This is a genomic window from Spectribacter acetivorans, from assembly GCF_031846305.1.
Classification (GTDB): Bacteria; Pseudomonadota; Gammaproteobacteria; order Nevskiales; family Salinisphaeraceae; genus Spectribacter; species Spectribacter acetivorans.
This window is the reverse complement of the sequence record NZ_JAVRHY010000002.1, coordinates 77982-98910: the sequence shown is the minus strand read 5'-3', so window position 1 is coordinate 98910 and position 20929 is coordinate 77982. Positions and strand designations below refer to the sequence as shown.

The following is a 20929-nucleotide window of genomic DNA, read 5'->3' as shown; positions in this document are numbered from 1 at the left end:
TTGCGCAGCAGACTTCAGCTCTTGTCCGCAGTGTCCTCGTCGCCTTCCGGCTTGGCCTCTGCATCCACCGCGGCCACATCCTCGAGCGACGCCGTCGCGGCCGGTTCGGCCTCGGCTTCGGATTCCTGCAGGACGGTGTTCTGGGTCACCTTGGGCGCTTCCGCCTGGGGCTCGGGCTGGGCTTCGGCCTTGGCCGGCGCTGCCGCTTCGGTGTCGTCGACCTCGACGTAATCGCCGCTGTCGTCCGGACGCACCGAGATACCGCGGCCGGCAATGACCGCGTCGGCCATGACCTGGCTGTAGATGCGGATGGCGCGAATCGCGTCGTCGTTGCCCGGAATCACCATATCGATCTTGTCCGGGGAGCAGTTGGAATCGACCACTGCCACGACCGGAATGCCCAGCTTGCGGGCCTCGTCCACGGCAATATTCTCGAAGCCAACGTCGACCACGAACAACGCGTCGGGCAGACTGGTCATGTCCTTGATGCCGCCGATGCCGCGCTCGAGCTTGTCCCGCTCGCGGGACAGTTCCAGCCCTTCCTTCTTGGAAACCTTGCGGATCGAGCCGTCCTCGATCATCTGCTCCAGGTCATGCAGGCGCTGGATCGAGTTCTTCACCGTCTTGAAGTTGGTGAGCATGCCGCCCAGCCAGCGGTGGTTGACGTAGGGCATGCCGCAGCGGGCCGCCTGGGTGCCGATGGCATCGCGGGCCGCGCGCTTGGTGCCCACGAACATCAGCTTGCCGCCGTTGGCGGCCAGCCGGCTGACGTAGTTGTACGCATCCTTGAGGAGCGGCAGGGTCTCCTCGAGGTTGATGATATGAATCTTGTTGCGATGACCGAAGATGTAGGGTTCCATCTTCGGGTTCCAGTAGCGCGTGCGATGGCCAAAATGCACACCCGCTTCCAGCAATTCGCGCATGCTGACGTCGGTCATGAGTTGTCTCCGGGTTGAGCCTCCGCGCCACCCCATGCGGCAATCCCGGCTTGCAGTTGCAAACAGGACACCCGGCCACATGTGCCGGTGGGCGTGAGAATTTTTACAAAGTGCCGGCAAGCCGGCTGCGTTACGAATAACGCCCGCGTTGCCGCGAGCGGCGGCGCTTTATACCATACTGCGCTTTGCCCGACCAGCACATCGTCGGCGGGAAATCCCGCCGGCGCTCGCTCGCGGCGCGCCCCGACCGGCCCCGCGGCATCCGCCCCGCCAACACACGAGACATATGACTGCCACCATCAAGACCGCCGAGGAACAGGACCGGATGCGCACGGCCGGCCGCATGGCCGCCAGCGTGCTCGACATGATCGGGGAATACGTACAGCCCGGCGTCACCACCGGCGAGCTCGATCGCCTGTGCCACGAATACATCGTCGGCGAGCTGGACGCGATTCCCGCCCCGCTGAATTATCACGGCTTCCCCAAGTCCGTGTGCACCTCGGTGAATCACGTGGTCTGCCACGGCATCCCGGGCGACAAGAAATTGAAGAAAGGCGACGCGGTGAACATCGACGTCACCGTAATCAAGGACGGCTACCACGGCGACACCTCCCGCATGTTCTTTGCCGGCGACCCCGGCGTGCAGGCCGCGCGCCTGTCCGACGTGGCCTTCGAGGCCCTGTGGCAGGGCATCGACATCGTGCGCCCCGGCACTACCCTGGGTGATATCGGCGCCGTGATCCAGCGCCATGTGGAAGGCAGCAATTTCTCGGTGGTGCGCGAATACTGCGGCCACGGCATCGGGCGGGATTTTCACGAGGATCCGCAGGTGCTGCATTACGGCCAGGCCGGCACCGGTCTGTCCCTGGAAGCCGGCATGACCTTCACTATCGAACCCATGGTCAACGCCGGAAAACGTCACGTGAAGGTGCTGCGCGACGGCTGGACGGTCGTGACCAAGGACCACACCCTGTCGGCGCAATGGGAACACACGCTGCTGGTCACCGCTGACGGGGTCGAGGTGCTGACGCTGGGCCGGGACGACTCTTGAGTTCCGCGCCGGATCGCGCGCTGAAGACGGCCGACCTGCAGGCCGAACTGTTCGCCCATACCGATGGCGTCGCGCCACTGGCGATCAAGCCGGTACGCGCGGCGCTCAAGGCGGTGCGGGAGGCGCTCGGCGAAGCCTTCGGGGCCGGCGCCCCCATCGACGAGCTGGTCCGGCTTCGTGCCGTCTGCACGGACCGCATCCTGGTGCGCGCCTGGCAGGAGCTGATGGGTGATGCCGACACCCGCACCGCCCTGGTGGCCGTGGGGGGCTACGGCCGCGGCGAACTGCTGCCCAATTCCGATATCGACCTGCTGATTCTCTACCGCGATGGCTGTCTGGACGAGATCCGCGATGGCCTGGAGCAGTTCGTCACCTTCATCTGGGATATCGGCCTGCAGATCGGCCACAGCGTGCGTTCGCCGGCCGAATGCACCGACGCCGCGGCCGAGGACGTCACCGTCATCACCAATCTGATGGAGGCGCGCCGGCTGGCCGGCGACGCCGGGCTGGTGGCCGACATGGGAACGCGGCTGCAGCCGGATCAGGTGTGGCCAACCCCTGCTTTTTTCCAGGCCAAGCTGGAGGAACAGCAGGCCCGCCACGCCCACTACGACGAGACCGCCTACAAGCTCGAACCCAACACCAAGGAATCACCCGGCGGCCTGCGGGATATCCAGACCATCGCCTGGGTGGCCAAGCGCCATTTCGATACCGACACGCTCTACGGCCTGGTCGAACACGGCTTCCTCACCGAACGGGAATACCGCGAACTGCGCCGGGGGCAATCGTTCCTGTGGCGGGTGCGCTTTGCCCTGCACATGGTGACCGATCGTTGCGAGGACCGCCTGCTGTTCGACCATCAGGTACGGGTGGCCGAAATGCTGGGCTACCAGGACGCCAGCCACAATCTGGCGGTTGAACAGTTCATGCAGCGTTATTATCGGAATATCAAGGCGCTGTCTGCACTTAATGACATTCTGCTTCAGCTTTTCAGTGAAGCGATTCTGCATGCCAGCGAGGATGCCGAGCCACGCCCGATCAACGGACGTTTTCAGGCCCGGCTGGGTTTCATCGAGGTGCGCGACGACGAGGTCTTCCGCCGGTCGCCGCGGGCCCTGCTGGAAATTTTCTACCTGATGCAGACCCGCCCGCGGCTGGTGGGCATCCGCGCCCATACGTTGCGGCTGATGCGCCGCGACCGCCACCTGATCGACGACAAGCTGCGCGGCGACGTCCGCAGCCGGCGCCTGTTCACAGAAATCATGCGCCAGCGCAACGGCGTTACCCGCGCGCTGCGGCGGATGAACCGCTATGGCGTACTAGGCCGCTATCTGCCGGCCTTCGGCGACATCATCGGCCGCATGCAGTTCGATCTGTTCCACACCCTGACCGTGGACGAACACACGCTGTTCGTGATCCGCAACTTGCGCAGGCTGGCCCTGCCCCGCTTCGATCACGAACTGCCGGCAATCAGCCGGGTGATGCAAAGCCTGGACAAACATGACCTGCTCTATATCACCGGGCTGTTCCACGACATCGCCAAGGGGCGCGGCGGCGATCATGCCGAACTTGGGGCCGAGGACGCCGACCTGTTCTGCCGCGAACACGGCATGGCAAGCGAGGATCGCGAAATGATCTGCTGGCTCATCCGACAGCATCTGCTGATGTCGATGACGGCCCAGCGCAAGGACATCAACGACCCCGACGTGGTCCACGAATTCGCCCAGGCGGTGGGCACGGTGGAACGGCTGGACCGGCTCTATATCTTTACGGTATGCGACATCCGCGCCACCAATCCCAACCTTTGGAATTCCTGGAAGGAAAGCCTGCTCACCGAGCTCTATACCAACACCCGGCGAAACCTGGAGCGGGGGCTGGACAACCCGCTGGAACAGGCCGAGCTGGTGGCCGAGAACCGCAGCGCCGCCGCCGCCTTGCTCACCCGCCGCAAGGTGCGCACGCCGGCATTCAAGCAGGTCTGGGCCCGTCTGGATGACGACTACTTCCTGCGCCACAGTGCCGAAGAGATCGCTTGGCACACTGCGGCCATCGCCCGCCATCAGCAGCAGGCGGACGCCGATCAGCCGCTTGTAATCGTCGACAGCGTCGGGGATCAGGGCACCACCGTATTCGTCTACACCCGCGACCGGGATTACCTGTTCGGCCTGACCACCGGCATCCTGGCCCAGCTGGGGTTATCGATCCTGGATGCGCGAATCAACACCACGGTGGACGACTGCACCATGGACAGTTACGTGGTCACCGAAAGCGATGGCCGCCCGATCACCGACGCTCGCCGCGGTGCCGAGATCGAAACCGCGCTGGCCCAGGCCATCGCCAACCCGGAGGTCTCCGAGATCCGCGTCACCCGTCGCAGTTCGCGTCGCAGCCGGGCATTCTCGGTGCCCACTCAGGTGTATTTCACGGTCGATCACCGCCACCAGCACACGGTGATGGAACTGACCACGGCCGACCGCCCCGGCTTGCTGTCCACGGTCGGGCAGATCTTTCGCAAGCGGGGAATCCTGGTCGATACCGCGAAGATCGCCACCATCGGCGAGCGGGCGGAAGACGTTTTCCACATCACCGACCGCAACGGCGCGCCCATTACCGATCCGGCCATCTTCTATCAGCTGCGCCAGATGCTGATGCGGGTGCTCGACCGGACCCGGGACGAACCATGAATCCCCGTCTGGATCGCCTGCAGCCCTATCCCTTCGAGCGTCTGGCCGAGTTGCTCGCGGGCGCGGTTCCGCCCGCTGATGTGGCGCCGATTTCCCTGGGGGTGGGCGAGCCCCAGCATCCCGCCCCGGACTGCGCCCGGCAGGCCCTCATCGACCACCTGGACGGCTTTTCCCGCTATCCCGCCACCCGTGGTGAAGCCGCGTTGCGTGAGGCAATCGCCGACTGGCTGACGCGACGTTTCGGGCTCGACCGCTGCCCGCCCGACCCCGACACCCAGATTCTGCCCGTCGCCGGAACCCGCGAAGCCCTGTTCGCCTTCGCCCAGGCGGTGGTGGCCAGTCCGAATGCCCGGGTCGCCCTGCCCAATCCGGGTTATCAGATCTACGAGGGCGCGGCCCTGCTGGCCGGCGCCGAACCTCTGTACCTGCCCTGCCGTGCCGACAACGGTTTCCGGCCCGATCTCGATGCGGTGACGCCGGCGCAGTGGCGGCAATGCGAACTGGTCTACCTATGCTCACCGGGCAATCCGACCGGCGCGGTACTGGATGCCGACTATCTGGCCCGGGCCCTGGCACTGGCCGAGCGCCACGACTTCATCCTCGCGGCCGACGAGTGCTACAGCGAAATCTATCTCGACGAGCAGGCGCCGCCCCCGGGCCTGCTCGAAGTCGCCGCGGGTCAGGGCAACGACCGCTTCCAGCGCTGCGTGGTGTTCCACAGCCTGTCCAAGCGCTCCAACCTGCCCGGCCTGCGTTCGGGTTTCGTGGCCGGTGACGCCGAGGTGCTGCGCCAGTTCCTGCGCTACCGCACCTATCACGGGGCCACGCTGGGCCCGCCGGTGCAGGCAGCCAGTCGCGCGGCCTGGTCGGACGAGGCGCATGTCCTGGCCAACCGCGATGCCTATCGCGCGAAGTTCGACGCGGTCCTGCCCATTCTGGCCCCGATGCTGGACGTGGCCCGCCCGGCCGGCAGCTTCTATCTATGGCCGGCGCTCCCGGATGCGGTGGCCGGCGGCGACGACGAAACCTTCGTGCGCGCCCTGTTCGAGCAGCAGCACCTGCGCGCCGTGCCGGGCCGCTATCTCGGCCGTGATGCCGGCGGCGGCAATCCCGGCAACGGCCGTCTGCGGCTGTCGCTGGTGGCCGGCGTTCCCGAATGCGTCGAAGCCGCCCACCGCATCGTCCGGGTGGCGGAACGGCTCGGGGACTGAGCGGTAATGGCTGGCAGCAGACCGGCCCGCTGGTAGAATCCGCGTCCTTCACTCGCAATCAGACAACCCCATGGCCGATCTGCAGACCACCATTGAACAGGCGTTCGAGCAGCGCGACACCATCCGCCCCGACAGCGCCGACGCCGCCGTACGCGAGGCCGTGTTCGAGGCGATCGAACAGATCGACCGTGGCCAGGTCCGGGTAGCCGAGCCGCGCGATGGCCAATGGGTGGTCAACCAGTGGCTCAAGAAGGCGGTGCTGCTGTCCTTCCGGCTGCGCGACAACGAAGTCGTGGACGGCGCCGAAACCCGCTACTTCGACAAGGTGCCGAGCAAGTACGCGGATTTCGATGACGCCGCCTTCCGCGCGCAGGGCGCCCGCGTGGTGCCGCCGGCCACCGTGCGCAAGGGCGCCCACATCGCCCCCGACGTCGTGCTGATGCCCTCCTACGTGAACATCGGCGCGTTCGTGGGCCGCGGCACCATGGTCGACACCTGGGCCACGGTCGGCTCCTGCGCCCAGATCGGTGAGGGCGTGCACCTGTCCGGAGGTGTCGGCATCGGTGGCGTGCTCGAACCGCTACAGGCCAACCCCACCATCATTGAGGACAACTGCTTCATCGGCGCCCGCTCGGAGATCGTCGAAGGCGTGATCGTGCGTGAAGGCGCCGTGATTTCCATGGGCGTGTTCATCGGTCAGAGCACGCCGATCTACGATCGCGAAAGCGGCGAGATTACCCGCGGGGAAGTTCCGGCCGGCGCCGTCGTGGTTGCCGGCAGCCTTCCCCGGGACGGCGGCCGCTATAGTCTGAACTGTGCCGTGATCGTCAAGCGCGTCGATGCCGCCACCCGCGCCAAGGTCGGGATCAACGAACTGCTGCGCAGCGCGGATTGAGCGGGCGCGCATGCGCGTCCGCGTTTCGAGTTTTAGGTTTCGTATTTCAAATTGGGAAAAGCGCCTGCAGTGAATGTCATCCTTTACGGTCTGAAGAACTGTGACACCACCCGCAAGGCGGGTCAGTGGCTGGCCACGGCCGGTATCGACCATGCGTTCGTCGACCTGCGCGACGAAGGCATTGCGGCCGAGCGGCTCGGCCGCTGGCTGGAGGCGCTGGGCTGGGAAGCCCTGCTCAACAAACGCAGCACGACCTGGCGCGAACTGCCGGACGCGGACAAGCAGGCCATCGACGCAACGCGCGCACACGAGCTGCTTGCGCGTCACCCGACCCTGATCAAGCGGCCGGTGCTGGAACACGGCAGCGACCTGCTCGTGGGCTTTTCCGCCGCCCGTTACGAGGCGACTCTGGCCGGCGCGGACTGATGGACAGCACGCTGGCACTGGCCCGCGAGCTGATTGCGCGGCCGTCCGTGACCCCCGACGATGCCGGGTGTCAGCCGCTCATTGCCGGCCGCCTGCAGGCGGCCGGATTCCGGGTGGAAAACCTTCGATTCGGGAACGTCGATAACCTCTGGGCCGTGGCTGGCAACCGCGGGCCCCTGCTGTGCTTTGCCGGTCATACCGACGTGGTGCCGCCCGGCCCTGCCGACGACTGGCACACCGATCCGTTCGACCCGCACCTGGACAGCGACCGCCTGACCGGCCGCGGCGCTGCCGACATGAAGGGCAGCGTCGCTGCCATGGTGACTGCGGCCGAACGGTTCCGGGCGGAGATCGGGACACGTCAGACGGGGCGACTGGCGTTGCTGCTGACCAGCGACGAAGAGGGTCCGGCCCGCGACGGCACACGCCGGGTGATCGAAACACTCACCGAGAGGGGTGACGCCATCGACTGGTGCGTCGTCGGCGAGCCCTCGAGCAACACGGCACTGGGCGACACCATCCGGCACGGTCGTCGCGGCAGCATGACGGGTCACATCCGGGCCCATGGCCGCCAGGGCCACGTGGCCTATCCCGATGCCGCCGACAACGCCCTGCACCGCCTGATGCCGGTGCTCACCGAACTGGCCGGCCAAACCTGGGACGCCGGTGATGCCGATTTCCCGCCCACCAGTTTCCAGATTTCCAATCTCCAGGCCGGCACCGGCGCCGACAACGTGATTCCGGGCCGCGCCGAGGCGCGATTCAATCTGCGTTTTTCGCCCGCGCTGACGCCGGACGCGATCAAGGCCACCGTGGACGCCGTATGCCGGCGGCACGCGCTGGCCTGCGATATCGACTGGCACCTGTCCGGCGAACCCTTCATCACGCGTGACGGGGCCCTGCTCGACGCCGTCAGCGACGCGTGTGAGGCCTGCCTCGGGAGTCGGCCCGTCCGCTCCACCGGTGGTGGCACTTCGGACGGCCGGTTCATCGCGCCCACCGGCGCGCAGGTGGTGGAGCTGGGCCCGGTCAATGCCACCATTCACCAGGCGAACGAATGGGTCTCGGCCGCGGACCTGACCACCCTCTCGCAGATATTCGAAGACGTCATGCGACGCCTGCTGGGTCCCGCGGCCTGACGCCGGATCAGGCCGGTGCGCCGCCGGTCCAGCGGTCGAGCTGCTCGTCCGCATGGTGATAGGCGCGGTAGACAATGTCATCGATATCATCCCAATCGAACATCCCCGACTTCCCCACCGGCATGTGCAGTACCAGATCGGCCTGACGATCCAGTTCCCGGGTCTCCCGTTCGCTGGTGAGCGTGGCTGACTGGAACAGTATCTTGAAGATATTCAGGTGCCGGGGAGCGCCGTCGACGCTGCTCAGCAGTTCGGGGAGATCGCCCTGGGCCTGCTCCACGCGCAGATCGGCGTTGCGGCTGACGTCCGACACCAGCACCGGGCCCAGCCCCATGGCGTGCATGGTTTCAAACGGAATGCTGCGCATCAGGCCGCCGTCCACCAGCAGGTCGCCCTGATAGACGGTGGGCGGCGCAATGCCTGGCACCGCCATGCTCGTGCCGATCCAGTCCGCCAGGCGCCCACGATTGTGAATCACCGGCAGCCCCCGGGTGAGGTTGGTACTTTCGCAGAAGAACGGCATCGGCAGATCCTCGATGCGGCGTTCCCCGAAAATGCTCAACAGCTGTCGACGGAATTTCTGACCGGAGATCAGCGATACCCGGGAGAAGGAGTAATCGTTGAGGTGATTGTGAGCCACGAAGGTATCCCGCAGCGTATCCAGCACCGTGTCGGAATCATGACCGCAGGCCACCAACCCGGCCACGAACGCGCCCATGCTGGTGCCGCCGACCGCGTCCACGGCCAGTCCGCGATCCTCCAGCGCCCGCAGCAGACCCACATGCGCAAAGCCCCGGGCACCACCGCCGCCCAGCACGACACAAAGCGCCTGACCCGATATCAGCCGTACCGCCCGGCCCAGTGCCGCCGCCGGCAGCGAGGCGTCGATGCGATGCTGATGCTCCACCGGTAATGCCGACTGCCAGTCCGGCCCTGCAGTCGGGACGTCCTCACCGTCCCGACCGATCAGCAGCAGCTCCACCGGAGCCCGAAGTTCCGCCTCGCGCAGCCAGGCAAGCACCCGGCTGCCGGCGGGATCACGGTCACGATGGGCGATGACCACGATCCGGTCCGCCTGCCGCACGCAGCGACGTGTCCAGGCGTCCAGTTCCCCGGTGGCCTGGTAGACCAGATAGCGATAGGCATCCTCGAGGCGGTTGAGCCAGCCGGCCACGCGGGCGTTGCCCTCGGCCTCGAAATCAGTGGCCGCGGCCCCCTCGCCCAGCGCCTGATCCACCCGGGACGGATCCAGCCGCATGAGGGAATCGAATCCCGCCAGCGTTCGGCTGAACGCACTGCCGATGCCGCGGATATCAATCCCGTCGTGGGCCGGTATCAGCGCATAGGTGCGCGCACTGCGTCGGCGATCACGCGGGTGAGGGCGCACATCGTGACGCTGGCGCTCCAGCAGCTGCCGTACCAGTGCCAGCATTGCCGCCGGGTGCCGTTGGACGACGGTCTCGAAAGCCGCCTGGCTGATGCGCAGCACACGCGAATCCCGCAGTGCCAGCGCATCCGCGACGCGCGGCTCGCCGGTCACCAGGGCAACCTCGCCCACGGTCTGCCCGAGCCCGGCTTCCACCACGGCCGCATCGGCACCGCGATCCGCTGAATGGCTGACCCGCATCCGGCCGTGGACGACGAGAAACAGCGCATCACCGGGCTGACCCCGCCGAAACAGATACTCGCCACCGCGGTAGTCACACCATTCGGCGGCGTCGCCCAGCGCGCGCAGCGACCGCCGGTCCAGGGCCCGGAACAGCGGGCTCACCTTGAGGGCCGCGACAGCCTTCATGCGCTAGCGCACCTGCCGCCGATGTTCACCGGCCCGCAACCGGATTGCTCAGGCGGCGTCCTGTTCCATCGCGTCGGTGTACTGACCTCGCGCCGCCGCGCCATTGCACCGGGCACGGCGATAGTAGGCCTGCTGGGCGGCCGGTACGTTGTCCGACTTGCCGGACCAGGCCGCCAGCGCCGGGGCCTGCAGGGCCCGACCGTAGGAGAACGACAACGTCCAGGGGGCGTCACCATGCTGGTTCATCGCGTTCAGATGACGGGTCGCCAGCTCGTCGCTCTGTCCGCCCGACAGGAAGACAATGCCGGGCACTGCGGCCGGCACATGGCGGCGCAGACAGCGCAGCGTGGTGGCCGCAACCTCGTCCACCCCGGCCTGCTGCGGACACTCCGTGCCGGAAATGACCATGTTGGGCTTGAGCAGCATGCCCTCGAGCAGCACTTGCTGGGCCAGCAACTCGTCGAATACGCGCGCGAGCGTGCGTTCGGTGACTGCCTCGCAGCGGTGGATGTCATGCGGACCATCCATCAGAACTTCCGGTTCGACGATCGGCACGATCCCCGCTTCCTGGCAGAGCGCGGCATAGCGCGCCAGCGCGTGCGCGTTGGTATCGATGCAGTAGTCCGTGGGTATGCCGTCACCAATGGTGATCACCGCACGCCACTTGGCAAATCGCGCACCGGCTTTGGCATAGTCGGCCAGTCGCTCGCGCAGCCCGTCCAGACCCTCGGTAATCTTCTCGTCGGGGCTGCCCGCCAGCGGCTTGGCGCCCTTGTCCACCTTGATACCCGGGATCACGCCCTTACCGGTCAGCAGATCGGTGAACGGGGTACCGTCCAGGCCCGACTGGAACAGCGTTTCTTCGAACAGGATCACACCGCTGACGAAGGCTTCGGCACCCTCGGTGGTGAACAGCAGGTCCCGATAAGCCTGTCGATTGGCCTCGGTGGACTCCACACCGATACTGTCCAGGCGCTTGGTGATGGTGCCGGTCGATTCATCGGCGGCGAGAATACCCTTGCCCGGCGCCACCAGCGCCCGCGCGGTATCAATCAACTGCTGCTGCATGCTCTTCTTCCTCATGTCTCGCGCCGCCGGATCGGGCGGCATTCTTTTTTCACAAATGATTGACGGAAATTGGCGGAGAGGGTGGGATTCGAACCCACGAGGGGCAAAACCCCTGCCGGTTTTCAAGACCGGTGCATTCGACCACTCTGCCACCTCTCCGTTTTAAGTCGTGGTGCGGTTTGGCGTCGCTCGGGCGTCCTGCCCTCGCTGGTATCCGGCGCTCTCCGGCCGGGCTCCTGCCCTGCGCTCGCCGGGACGAATCCGTGATTCGTCTGTCTCCGGCTCGCCCACTCTGCCACCTCTCCGTTTTAAGTCGTGGTGCGGTTTGGCGTCGCTCGGGCGTCCTTGCCGGCGCACGGTCTGGCTTTTAAATGGTGCCGGGAACAGGAGTCGAACCTGCGACCTTGGCATTACGAATGCCCTGCTCTACCAACTGAGCTATCCCGGCTAATCAAATTGTCGATCATCAGTCGTCGCTCGGGCGTGCTGCCCTCGCCAGGCGCTTACCTGGTGCGATACCACATGACTTGACGGTGTCGATACTCCTGATCACGCCATGCCGGCACGTAAAAACCGCTGTAGATTCGGAGGTGGAGCGACGTCGATCGCAAACTCGGCGCGATTATAGAGAAACCGCCTCGCGGCCACAATTTCATCAGGGGTGGCTTGTCGCCGTTTCATTGCGCCCGAGGCCAGCAGTTCTCACGGCGCGCTTCCGGCGCGGCGCCGACCATCCCGCGCTGACCTGATGCCGTGAGCGTCAGCGTCCCGCAGGTATCGGCAGTCTGAGACGCCACTGGCGCAGCCCGGATTTCGAAACCCCGCCGATTGGCGGTCACGATCGACAGTCGGTAATACGTTGTGCCGTCATCCACGACCTCCGTCGGCGCCAGTCGTGGCGCACCGGTGTCCCGCGGCTCGCCGTCGGTCCCGGCGGCACCGGCATAGGTATCGGTCCGCTGATGATGATCTTCCAGCGCCCGAGCCAGTTCTTGCAGGGCTTGGCGTGCGGGTTCCCGGTGCTGTGCGCGTTGCCAGTTCGCATAATGCGGCCAGAGCGCCAGGCAGATCGCACCCGCCAGGAGCAGCAGAATCAGAGCTTCGAGCAGGCTGAAGCCGGCCTGACTGCGTGGGAATCCGGGTAGATGTGACCATTCATCGGACATTCGGGCACGTTCGTCGGACCGAAGACCTGTTCGCGAAGGCTGATGCCGTTTCATGCTAATGGATATAAGCGTCGAGGGAAGCACCATGGGGACTAGCGTAGCCTGCCGCCGGGCGGGATTCACGCTGATCGAACTGCTGGTCGGTCTGGCGGTTGCGGCGGTTCTTCTGGTTGTGGCCGTACCCGCCTATCGCGCCATGATCGAACGCAATCTGGTTGCGTCCCAGGCCAACAGCCTGCTCGCCGACCTGCATTTCGCCCGCAGCGAAGCCGTCACCCGCGGCCGGGACGTGACCGTTTGCAAGAGTGGCGACGGCCAGTCCTGCACCGCCGATGGCGGTTGGCAGCAGGGCTGGATCATCTTCGTTGATCCGACCAACAGCGGCGTCCGCAAAGCGGCCGACGAGCCACTTCTGCGGGTCAACAACCAGGCGCACCAGGGGCTGGCGATTTCCGGCACCGGCACGCTGGATGAGCGCGTGACCTTTGACCCCAACGGTTTCGCTGAAGGAACCGTCGGCACGCTCAGCGTGGCGCGTCCGGATAACGCGGACGAGCGCACCGATATCACGGTTCTGTTCAGCGGCAACATGCGCACCGAGAAATGCGGCCCGGCCAGCCCATGCAAGTCATGATCCGACAACAGGGGTTCACGCTGCTGGAGGCGTTGATTGCGCTGGTGGTGGTGTCGATCGGCCTGCTCGGTTTGCTGGGATTGCAGGCCGTAAGCCTGTCCAACACGCATGTGTCGGCCACCCGCACGACCGCCAATGACGCGGCCGAGGATATTGCCGAGCGCATGCGCAGTAATCTGGCGGGGGTGGACGCCAATCATTACGCCAGTATCGATAACCCGTCGGCCGGCAAGGCCCCGGGCGTCGACTGCGTGACTAACCGATGTTCCGCTGAGCAGATGGCGGCCGTCGATGCCTATACCTGGGATCAATCCATCAGTGCGCGGCTACCCAATGGACGTGGCCAGGTGGATTGCCTCGACAACGACCCGGCCGATGGCGACGCCTGCAGCCGGAAGTCTCCGCACCGCGTGACGGTGATCTGGCGAGAACGCAACCGGCAGGTGGAACGCCAGAATATCCAGGACTTTGACGCCTGCGACGATGCGGCCGACGAAATCGACCAGCGCTGCTTCCAGCTGGAATTCGTGCCATGACCACTCGGCGGCGCCAGTCCGGCTTTACGCTGACCGAGTTGATGATCGGCATGGTCATCGGCCTGCTGTTGCTGGCCGGCATTCTCGAGATCCTGCTCGGCAACCGGGAAAGCTTCCAGGTCCAGCAGCAGCAGGCGGCGCTGCAACAGAACGCCCGTGTGGTCTCCTATTTTCTCGATACCATCGTGGCGCACGCCGGCTATTACCCGGACACGTTTCTGGATACCGAGCGGGTATTTCGCAATGGCGGCGATCCGCTCCGGGGCGAAGACGGCAATTTCGACGAAGTCACCATCCGGTTCCAGTCTGATGGCGCCCTGAACGATTGCGGCGGTGGCCTGGTTGACGAAGACGTCATTTCCACCAACCGCTTCTACGTATCCGACACCGATGACGATGGCAACGCCACCCTGCTGTGCCAGCGGTCGCTGCAACAGGCCGACGGCAGCGCGGTAAAGCGTGCCGACGGCAGCACCGTGGGCGACAGCTTTCTGCCCCTGATCGAGAATGTTTCAGCGCTTTCGATTCGCTACGGCATGGATACGGACGAAGACGGGTCCGTGGATCGCTATGGCGATGCCGCCAGCGTCAAGGCCGTTTCCGACTTTGATCGGGTCCACAGCGTGCACATACAGGTTGTACTCGCCAGCGAGGGCGAGGTGCTGACCACCGCGCGCGATGCCAACGAGGATCCGCAGTTCAAGCAGACACTGTTTGATGACGACCTGGAACTGCCCAGCGACCGGCGCCAGCGCGTGCTGGTCGATCGTGTAATCGCCCTCAAGAACCGGCTGCCATGATGCGATACCAATACCGCCAAAACCCGCAACAGGGATTCGTGCTGATCACCGGCATGATTTTCCTGATCGTCATCACCCTGCTGGCCCTGTCCACCATGGGCTCCACCACGTTGCAGGAACGCATGACCTCCAATCAGCGCGAGCAGTTCCGCGCCCTGCAAGCCTCGGATGCCGCCCTGCGTGACGGCGAGCGGCGTCTCGCCCAACTGGTCAACTACCCAGAGGTCGGCAGGAATCACGAGTACGACCCGACGCCAGCCGAACAGGAGACCGACGACACCGAGTCGTGGCGACTGTGGTTCGAGGATGTCCCGCTAACTGGCGTGGCACAGGATGCCGGCGGTTTTCTTGCCGCTGAACCCTGGGACCGCGCCACGAAATCCGACGAGCCGGAGCCAATTCTGTTCCAGTTCTATAAAGCCGGCGAAACCGTCAACGCCAGCACTCTGGGTCTGGCGGAGTTGCCACGCCTATATATCGAGGAAGTAGCCTTCCGTCCCGATGATCTCGACCCTGAAACCGCGGCCAGGGCCGAAGGGTCCACGCATTACCGGGTGACCGGGCGCGCCAGGGGCGGCAACCCTTCGGCAACAGCGGTTACCCAGAGTATCTACCAGAAGCGATATTGAGCATGAAAACTGCACAGATCGAACGCGTGTCCTGCTTGCTAGCCCGGATCTTGTTCGGTATCACAACCCTGCTGCCTACGGCATCAGCGCTGGCGGCACCGCTGGATATCGCTGATCAACCTTTGTTCGTGACCAATAGCGCCAAGCCGAACGTGATCTTGGCAGTGGACGACTCCGGTTCGATGGACTTCGAACTGCTATTCGGCACCGATGGCGGCACCCTCTGGTGGAACCGGAATACGCGTAGCTTCTCGGATAGCAACGGCAATCTGTACTCACCGCCCCGAGACCAGCAAGGCAGCTATTACAACTACACCTATCTGTTTCCGAACAACTGCAACGGCAACGGGGCCCGGGACCGGCGTGCGTATTGTAGCAACAGCGACTATTTCGCCATTCCCCCCATTCCGCAGTTCGCGTTCGCTCGATCGCCGGATTTCAACCAGTCCTACTTCGACCCATCCGTCACCTACAAACCCTGGGTCGGCTACGACGACGCGGATCCCGATGATGCTTACGCGGACCCGGCCCGTGCCGGCGATCGTTTCGATCTGACCGACGACGTCCGTGAGAACGATACTTACGAAAGCTTCGTGATCGGTCCAAATATGCTTCTGCCCGCTGGTCTCATCATTGATGCCGGCGGCGGCTGGTATCGCCTTAACGGTAATGCGACGGTCGACAACTACCGCTACCTCGCGATCGAGTACTTCCCGGCCACGTTCTATCTCGAATCGCCGCTTCCGGCTGACTTCGGCTATTCCGCCGATCCGTTGACGGGCGAAGCACCGGACGGCAGCGACATGTATGGCTATGCAATCCGTCCCGGAAACTTCGCTACCGGAGCTCATTACGAGGCCATGATCCAGAATTTCGCCAACTGGTTCTCGTACTACCGCAAGCGTCATCTCGCCACTCGCGGTGGCATCGCGGGCGCCTTCGATCAGGTCAGCGGCTTCAATGTGGGGGCCTGTACCATTAATCAGACCGGTAGCCAGGACAGCGGGTCGCTGAATTATTTCGACGTCACCATTCGGGATCTGGACAGTGAGCGCGGCACTTTTATCGATTCAATTCTGGATATCGATTTTTCGCAACCCCAGGGGACGCCGAACCGGCATGCCCTGCACTTTCTGGGCGAACAGTTCGCGCGTAACGAGCAGGTAATCACTGAAGCCTGCCAGCAGAATTTCGGCATCCTGTTCACTGACGGCTATACCGGTGACCGCAACTACACCGCAGGTGTCGATAACGCCGATGGTGGCCAAGGCAGTCCATTTGCCGACAGCAAGTCGAACACACTCGGCGATACAGCAATGTATTATTACCGCGAACTGGCGGACCGGCTGGCGGGTAGGTTCGAGACGGGAAAGGTCGCCGTAGCCCCCGGCTGTGACCAACCGGATCCCGACCCTTGGCTGGACTGCAATGCCGACCTGCACATGGTGACATTTGCCGTTACGCTGGGACAGCAGGGCACCATCTTCGGCACCGACGAACAAGCCACTGACGATCCCTATGCCAATCCCCCGAATTGGGACGATCTGTCACTGAGCACCTACGGCCCGGGACAGGTAGACGATCTCTGGCACGCCACCATCAACGGCCGCGGCACCCTGCTCAACGCCAACACTCCACAGGAGGTCGCCGACAATTTCGCCAGCACGCTAAACGAAATTTCCGGCCGCCGCGGTGCAGCCTCTTCCCTGGCGCAAACCTCCCGCAATGTATCCGGAGATACGCGATTATTCCGGGCGACTTTCGTCCCCGGGCTATGGACGGGCGATCTGATTGCGGCCTCGATCTCCGACGGCACCGGAAATGGATCGTGCAGCGTTGACGACACGATCGGTCAGGTCTGCCCGGATGCTTGGTCCGCGTCGGCGCAACTGGAAACGCTGGCGCCCAACGCCCGCCAGATTTTGACCTCCGACGGCGCCGGCCAGGGGGTGCCGTTCCGCGCTTCGAGCCTGGAAGTCGGGACCGGTGAAGACGCTATCATGACCCCGGAGGAACTCGCGTATTTGCGCGGGGACCGGAACAACGAACGAAAAAATAACGGGCCATTCCGCAACCGCTCAGCCCTGCTTGGCGATATCGTCCATTCCAGCCCCAGCTATGTTGGGGCGCCGAACCGGCTTCGGTACCCGCTGGATTGGGATGATCTGCGACAGGACGGGAATGAGAACACGATAGAGGACCAGCTTACCCTGCCCTACCGACACCTGACTAACAACGATTTTGTGCAGACCTACGCAAACCGTACACCCATGGTCTACGTGGGTGCCAACGATGGCATGCTGCATGGCTTCCGGGCCGCTGATGGCGTTGAGCAATTCGCGTTTATTCCGGGAGAGCTGCTGCCCGATCCATCTGACGACGACAAGTCGAGCATTCTCGATCTGAGCCGACCCGGTTATGACCAGAGGCACCGGTACTTTGTCGACGGTAACCCGATCGTGGTTGATGCCGTTATCACGCGGAATGGCGCCAATGCGTGGCGCACGGTTCTGGTGTCCGGCATGCGCAATGGCGGGCGCAGTGTCTTCGCACTTGATGTCACCGATCCCTCCGCTCTCACCGAAAGCAATGCGTCGGATGTGTTGTTGTGGGAATTCCGGGATCCGGACCTTGGCAAGAGCTTCAGCGAGCCCAGCATCGTCCGGCTGCACAACGGCCGCTGGGCTGCCGTATTCGGCAACGGTTACAACAGCGCGCAAGAATCAGCAGTGCTGTTCGTAGTGGATCTGTCCGATGGCAGCCTGATCCGGAAAATCGACACCGGCGCCACACCCAGTGACGAGACCCCTGACTTCGGCAACGGGCTAAGCAGCGTTTTCCCGGTCGATCTCGATGGCGATTTCGTCACCGACTACTTCTATGCAGGAGACTTGTACGGCAATGTCTGGAAGTTCGATCTGACGGCCAGTGACGCGGCCAGTTGGGCCATCGGGTTTTCCGGTGACCCCCTGTTTACGGCGCGCGACTCCGCCGGCCAGCGCCAACCCATCACCACGGAGCCGCAGGTAGGTATTCACCCGTACGGGCGAGGTTACGGCGTGATGGTGTATGTCGGCACCGGCAAATATCTGGAATTTGGCGATAAAGCCGCAAACACGTCAATTACTCACAGCGTCTACGGCCTCTGGGATCTGGACGTTTTCGCGTTCACGGACGATCCGCCTTTCACGACCAATACGAAGAGAATTCCGGGACGGACCCGTCTGACCCGACAAAGCGTGCTGGAAGGAACCGCCTTAGGTGATGGCGGACAGTCCTTTCGCGGCGTCACCCAGGCTGTCGTTCAATACCAGGATGGCAACGATGACGCCGAGTCTACGCAAGGCGGTTCCGACAGGCGCGGCTGGGTATTGGACCTGCCGACGGCAAGCGGTGAACTGATCAAAGACAAACCTGGGCTGTTGGGGCGGGTGCTAACGTTCTCCACACATATCCCGGAAGACGACGTCTGCGCCGCCGGTGGCAACGGCTCCGTCTTCCTCATTGACGCGGCGACGGGCGGCAGAACCCCATTTTCCGCGCTGGATGTGAACGGCGATTTCCTGTTCACCAGGGCGGACCGGGTCACCCTCAACGGGGATCTCATTCGACCGTCCGCCATCGTGCTGAATGCCGTGCCAGGTGAGCTGTCTTCGGGCATAGTGCGGGGAGAGGCGGCCTCGAATGCGAATGTTCCGGCGTTCGACAACGCCATCATTCCACTCAATGATGGCACCACGTTCAGCCAAGCTATCAACCCCGGCTACGAAGCCGACGGCCGCCGTAGCTGGCGGGAGTTGCGACGATGACATCCCGGGTACGCGATAGCGCCGGATTCAGCCTGATCGAGCTGGTTATCGCGGTCGCCATTGTCGGCATCCTGGCGGCGATCGCCTACCCGAGTTACGTCAATCAGGTGCGGGAGTCGCGCCGCACTGATGCGCAGCGGCTCTTGCTGGAGGCGGCGAATCGACAGGAGCGGGTCTATACCACGTCGAGCCCGAACAGCTATGCGGACAACATGGGCTCCGGGGGGCTAAATTATCCCAATGACCAATTAGAGACGGAAGGCGGCTGGTATCAGATTGTCGCGAATGGCACTGACACCAATGCGGATGGCATCAATGAGGGCTTTACGCTAGAAGCCACGGCGCTCGAAGACCAGCGCAAAGATGACTGCGTCGTCCTGCGGCTCGATCACCTCGGGCAACGTACCGCCTCGAATGCGGTCCAGGACGGCAAGGATGTCAGCGCGGAATGCTGGTAGAACGCGATGCTCCCGCAGCTTCGTCGATGGCCTGGACCAGCGCCTGACCCGCCGCCGGCGCGCAGGCCACACCATTGCGGAAGTGACCGGTGTTGACGAACACGCCGGGGCATCCCGGCAGAGGGCCGACAATCGGTTCGCCGTCCGGGGCGGCCGGCCTGAGTCCGGCCCACTGCGCCTCGATCGGAAGGTCCGCAAGCGGCGCATGCAACGCGGCGGCAGCGGCCAGAAGTATCCGGCGGCCTGCCTCGGTTGGATGGGCATCGAAGCCACTTTCTTCCACTGTGCTACCGATCAGGATGCGACCATCCGCCCGGGGAATCGCGTAACAACCGTCATGCACCAGTATGTGCGGCAAGGCGCCGGGCCGGCTGCGAAGCAACAGCATCTGTCCCTTGACCGGCCGAATCTCGGCGTACCCGTGCGTACCCGGCATTCCGCCAGCCCAGGCACCGGTCGCAACCACGCCAGCATCGCCCCGGAAACAGCCATGCGTGGTCTCGAAGCCCTCAAATCCGTCGGCACCGGCTTGCACCCGCGTAACCGCGCAATGGTCGCGAATATCGACACCCGCCATCGCCGCTGCCGTCGCCAGCGCCCGGCCCAATCTCGGGTTACGGACCTGAGCCACGTCGGGCAGCCAGAAGCCCTGCCGATGCTGGCTGCCGGGCAGATGGCGGGCGATATCCGCCGCCCGCCAGGCCGAGCCGGCATGACCGGCCTCGGCCGCCCAGTCCCGGGCTCGTTGCTGTTCCTCGGCATCCAGGATGACCGCGCCAGTCCGGCGCAGTTCGCATTCAATGCCCGTGGCGGCATGCAATTCCCGGCAGAGCGCCGGGTACAGTGCGGCGCCCGCGGCAGCAGCGGTCTGAACCGATGCAGGATAGCGCCAGGGGTAGATCGGCCAGAGGACGCCCCCACCGGCCCAGGAGGCACCGCGGGCCACGCGATCGGCCTCGAACAGGGTCACCGCGTATCCGGCGCGCCTGGCGTACCATGCCGTCATAAGGCCGATCAGGCCGCCGCCGGCAATGAGGATGTGATCGGGGCGTGCCATGAGCCTGCCATTCTAACGCCCGCACGCTGGTCGGCCAGTTGCCACCATTCGTCGGAATTGCCCCGGGCGGCAACCCGAAATTGCCGTTAACAAGGCCAGCCATGTCCGGACCTATCTTCTCGAGGGGCTTCACGTTGTTGGAACTGCTGGTTGCCATCACCGTATCCACCATCCTGCTGGTGATCGGCATCCCGGCCTTCATGCAGATGATTGCGGGTAATCAGCGCAGCGCTAACAGCGCCGATCTGTACAGCGACCTTGCTTTCGCCCGGGCAGAAGCCATTTCGCGCAACCTGCAGGTGGGGGTATGTCCCAGCGAGGATGGCGCCAGCTGCGCCGACGGCAACGACTGGCGCAGCGGCTGGTTGATTTACGCCAATACCGATAACAGTACGAGCGGTGGTGAACCGGATGCAGATGAACCGATTCTCGCCAGCCACGGTGAGATCGAAGGCCAGTTCTCCCTGACCGGCAGCGGGATGACCACGCCGATCCTGTTCCTGCCCTCCGGCCGCAGCCGCAGCCAGGGCCGCTTCGAGCTTTGCCCCGATGACCCCGACCTCAAGGGCCGTGCGGTGGCTATCACCTCGACCGGGCGGCCGCGTATTGCGAATCTCGATTGCGGGGAATGAC

Annotated in this window: 18 protein-coding genes and 2 tRNA genes; 13 read left to right on the top strand and 7 right to left on the bottom strand. The window is 64.4% G+C overall.

Features of this window, described 5'->3' with window-relative positions; all coding sequences use genetic code 11:
* Window positions 1-14: 14 nt before the first annotated feature.
* Complete coding sequence (gene rpsB / locus RM531_RS02445) at window positions 15-938, bottom strand: 30S ribosomal protein S2 (protein ID WP_349255379.1); 924 nt, start codon at window positions 936-938, stop codon at window positions 15-17.
* 286 nt (window positions 939-1224) lie between these two features.
* On the opposite strand from rpsB, the gene map reads away from it, so the two are divergent.
* The 6 genes from map (at window position 1225) to dapE (ending at window position 8344) form a co-directional block, all read left to right on the top strand.
* Complete coding sequence (gene map, locus RM531_RS02440) at window positions 1225-1989, top strand: type I methionyl aminopeptidase (RefSeq protein WP_311657027.1); 765 nt, start codon at window positions 1225-1227, stop codon at window positions 1987-1989.
* Window positions 1986-4673 carry a [protein-PII] uridylyltransferase gene (glnD, locus tag RM531_RS02435; RefSeq protein WP_311657025.1) on the top strand — a complete coding sequence of 896 codons (2688 nt, stop codon included), beginning with the start codon at window positions 1986-1988 and terminating at the stop codon, window positions 4671-4673. Before map ends, glnD begins: the two co-directional genes overlap by 4 nt.
* Window positions 4670-5884 carry a succinyldiaminopimelate transaminase gene (gene dapC / locus RM531_RS02430; RefSeq protein WP_311657023.1) on the top strand — a complete coding sequence of 405 codons (1215 nt, stop codon included), beginning with the start codon at window positions 4670-4672 and terminating at the stop codon, window positions 5882-5884. The genes glnD and dapC overlap by 4 nt, the downstream gene beginning before the upstream one ends.
* A gap of 70 nt (window positions 5885-5954) precedes the next feature.
* Window positions 5955-6779, top strand: coding sequence for a 2,3,4,5-tetrahydropyridine-2,6-dicarboxylate N-succinyltransferase (gene dapD / locus RM531_RS02425; RefSeq protein ID WP_311657021.1), 825 nt, complete (start codon window positions 5955-5957; stop codon window positions 6777-6779).
* A gap of 69 nt (window positions 6780-6848) precedes the next feature.
* Window positions 6849-7205: an arsenate reductase gene (locus tag RM531_RS02420; protein ID WP_311657019.1), complete on the top strand. Its 357-nt coding sequence runs from the start codon at window positions 6849-6851 to the stop codon at window positions 7203-7205.
* Window positions 7205-8344 (top strand): succinyl-diaminopimelate desuccinylase, encoded by a 1140-nt coding sequence (dapE, locus tag RM531_RS02415; RefSeq protein WP_311657017.1) that lies wholly within the window; start codon window positions 7205-7207, stop codon window positions 8342-8344. Before RM531_RS02420 ends, dapE begins: the two co-directional genes overlap by 1 nt.
* 7 nt (window positions 8345-8351) lie before the next feature.
* Here dapE and RM531_RS02410 read toward each other — a convergent pair whose 3' ends face one another.
* From RM531_RS02410 to RM531_RS02390, 5 genes are all read right to left on the bottom strand, one after another.
* Window positions 8352-10139, bottom strand: coding sequence for a patatin-like phospholipase family protein (locus RM531_RS02410; protein WP_311657015.1), 1788 nt, complete (start codon window positions 10137-10139; stop codon window positions 8352-8354).
* Window positions 10140-10187: 48 nt separating this feature from the next.
* A complete protein-coding gene (locus tag RM531_RS02405; RefSeq protein WP_311657013.1) occupies window positions 10188-11222 on the bottom strand; it encodes a class I fructose-bisphosphate aldolase in 1035 nt (344 codons plus the stop codon).
* Window positions 11223-11277: 55 nt separating this feature from the next.
* Window positions 11278-11366, bottom strand: a tRNA-Ser gene (locus RM531_RS02400).
* A 213-nt stretch (window positions 11367-11579) separates the two neighbouring features.
* Window positions 11580-11655, bottom strand: a tRNA-Thr gene (locus RM531_RS02395).
* A gap of 229 nt (window positions 11656-11884) precedes the next feature.
* Entirely contained in the window at window positions 11885-12205 is a 321-nt protein-coding gene (locus tag RM531_RS02390; RefSeq protein WP_432280495.1) for a type IV pilin protein, read from the bottom strand.
* A 253-nt stretch (window positions 12206-12458) separates the two neighbouring features.
* Between RM531_RS02390 and RM531_RS02385 the strand changes: the two genes are divergently transcribed.
* From RM531_RS02385 to RM531_RS02360, 6 genes are read left to right on the top strand one after another with little or no spacing between them, the layout of a single operon-like run.
* Window positions 12459-13007: a GspH/FimT family pseudopilin gene (locus tag RM531_RS02385; RefSeq protein ID WP_311657009.1), complete on the top strand. Its 549-nt coding sequence runs from the start codon at window positions 12459-12461 to the stop codon at window positions 13005-13007.
* The gene (gene pilV / locus RM531_RS02380; RefSeq protein ID WP_311657007.1) at window positions 13004-13543 is read left to right on the top strand and encodes a type IV pilus modification protein PilV; all 540 of its coding nucleotides are present in this window, start codon (window positions 13004-13006) and stop codon (window positions 13541-13543) included. The genes RM531_RS02385 and pilV overlap by 4 nt, the downstream gene beginning before the upstream one ends.
* Window positions 13540-14343 carry a PilW family protein gene (locus RM531_RS02375; RefSeq protein WP_311657005.1) on the top strand — a complete coding sequence of 268 codons (804 nt, stop codon included), beginning with the start codon at window positions 13540-13542 and terminating at the stop codon, window positions 14341-14343. The genes pilV and RM531_RS02375 overlap by 4 nt, the downstream gene beginning before the upstream one ends.
* Window positions 14340-14972, top strand: a complete 633-nt coding sequence (locus RM531_RS02370; RefSeq protein WP_311657003.1) for a pilus assembly PilX family protein — start codon at window positions 14340-14342, stop codon at window positions 14970-14972. The genes RM531_RS02375 and RM531_RS02370 overlap by 4 nt, the downstream gene beginning before the upstream one ends.
* Window positions 14973-14974: 2 nt before the next feature.
* Window positions 14975-18781, top strand: coding sequence for a pilus assembly protein (locus tag RM531_RS02365; RefSeq protein WP_311657001.1), 3807 nt, complete (start codon window positions 14975-14977; stop codon window positions 18779-18781).
* Entirely contained in the window at window positions 18778-19239 is a 462-nt protein-coding gene (locus RM531_RS02360; RefSeq protein WP_311656999.1) for a type IV pilin protein, read from the top strand. Before RM531_RS02365 ends, RM531_RS02360 begins: the two co-directional genes overlap by 4 nt.
* Here RM531_RS02360 and RM531_RS02355 read toward each other — a convergent pair.
* Window positions 19220-20296 carry an NAD(P)/FAD-dependent oxidoreductase gene (locus RM531_RS02355; protein WP_311656997.1) on the bottom strand — a complete coding sequence of 359 codons (1077 nt, stop codon included), beginning with the start codon at window positions 20294-20296 and terminating at the stop codon, window positions 19220-19222. The two genes, RM531_RS02360 and RM531_RS02355, sit on opposite strands and share 20 nt — an antisense overlap.
* Window positions 20297-20397: 101 nt before the next feature.
* Between RM531_RS02355 and RM531_RS02350 the strand changes: the two genes are divergently transcribed.
* Entirely contained in the window at window positions 20398-20928 is a 531-nt protein-coding gene (locus RM531_RS02350; RefSeq protein WP_311656995.1) for a GspH/FimT family pseudopilin, read from the top strand.
* Window position 20929: the final 1 nt, after the last annotated feature.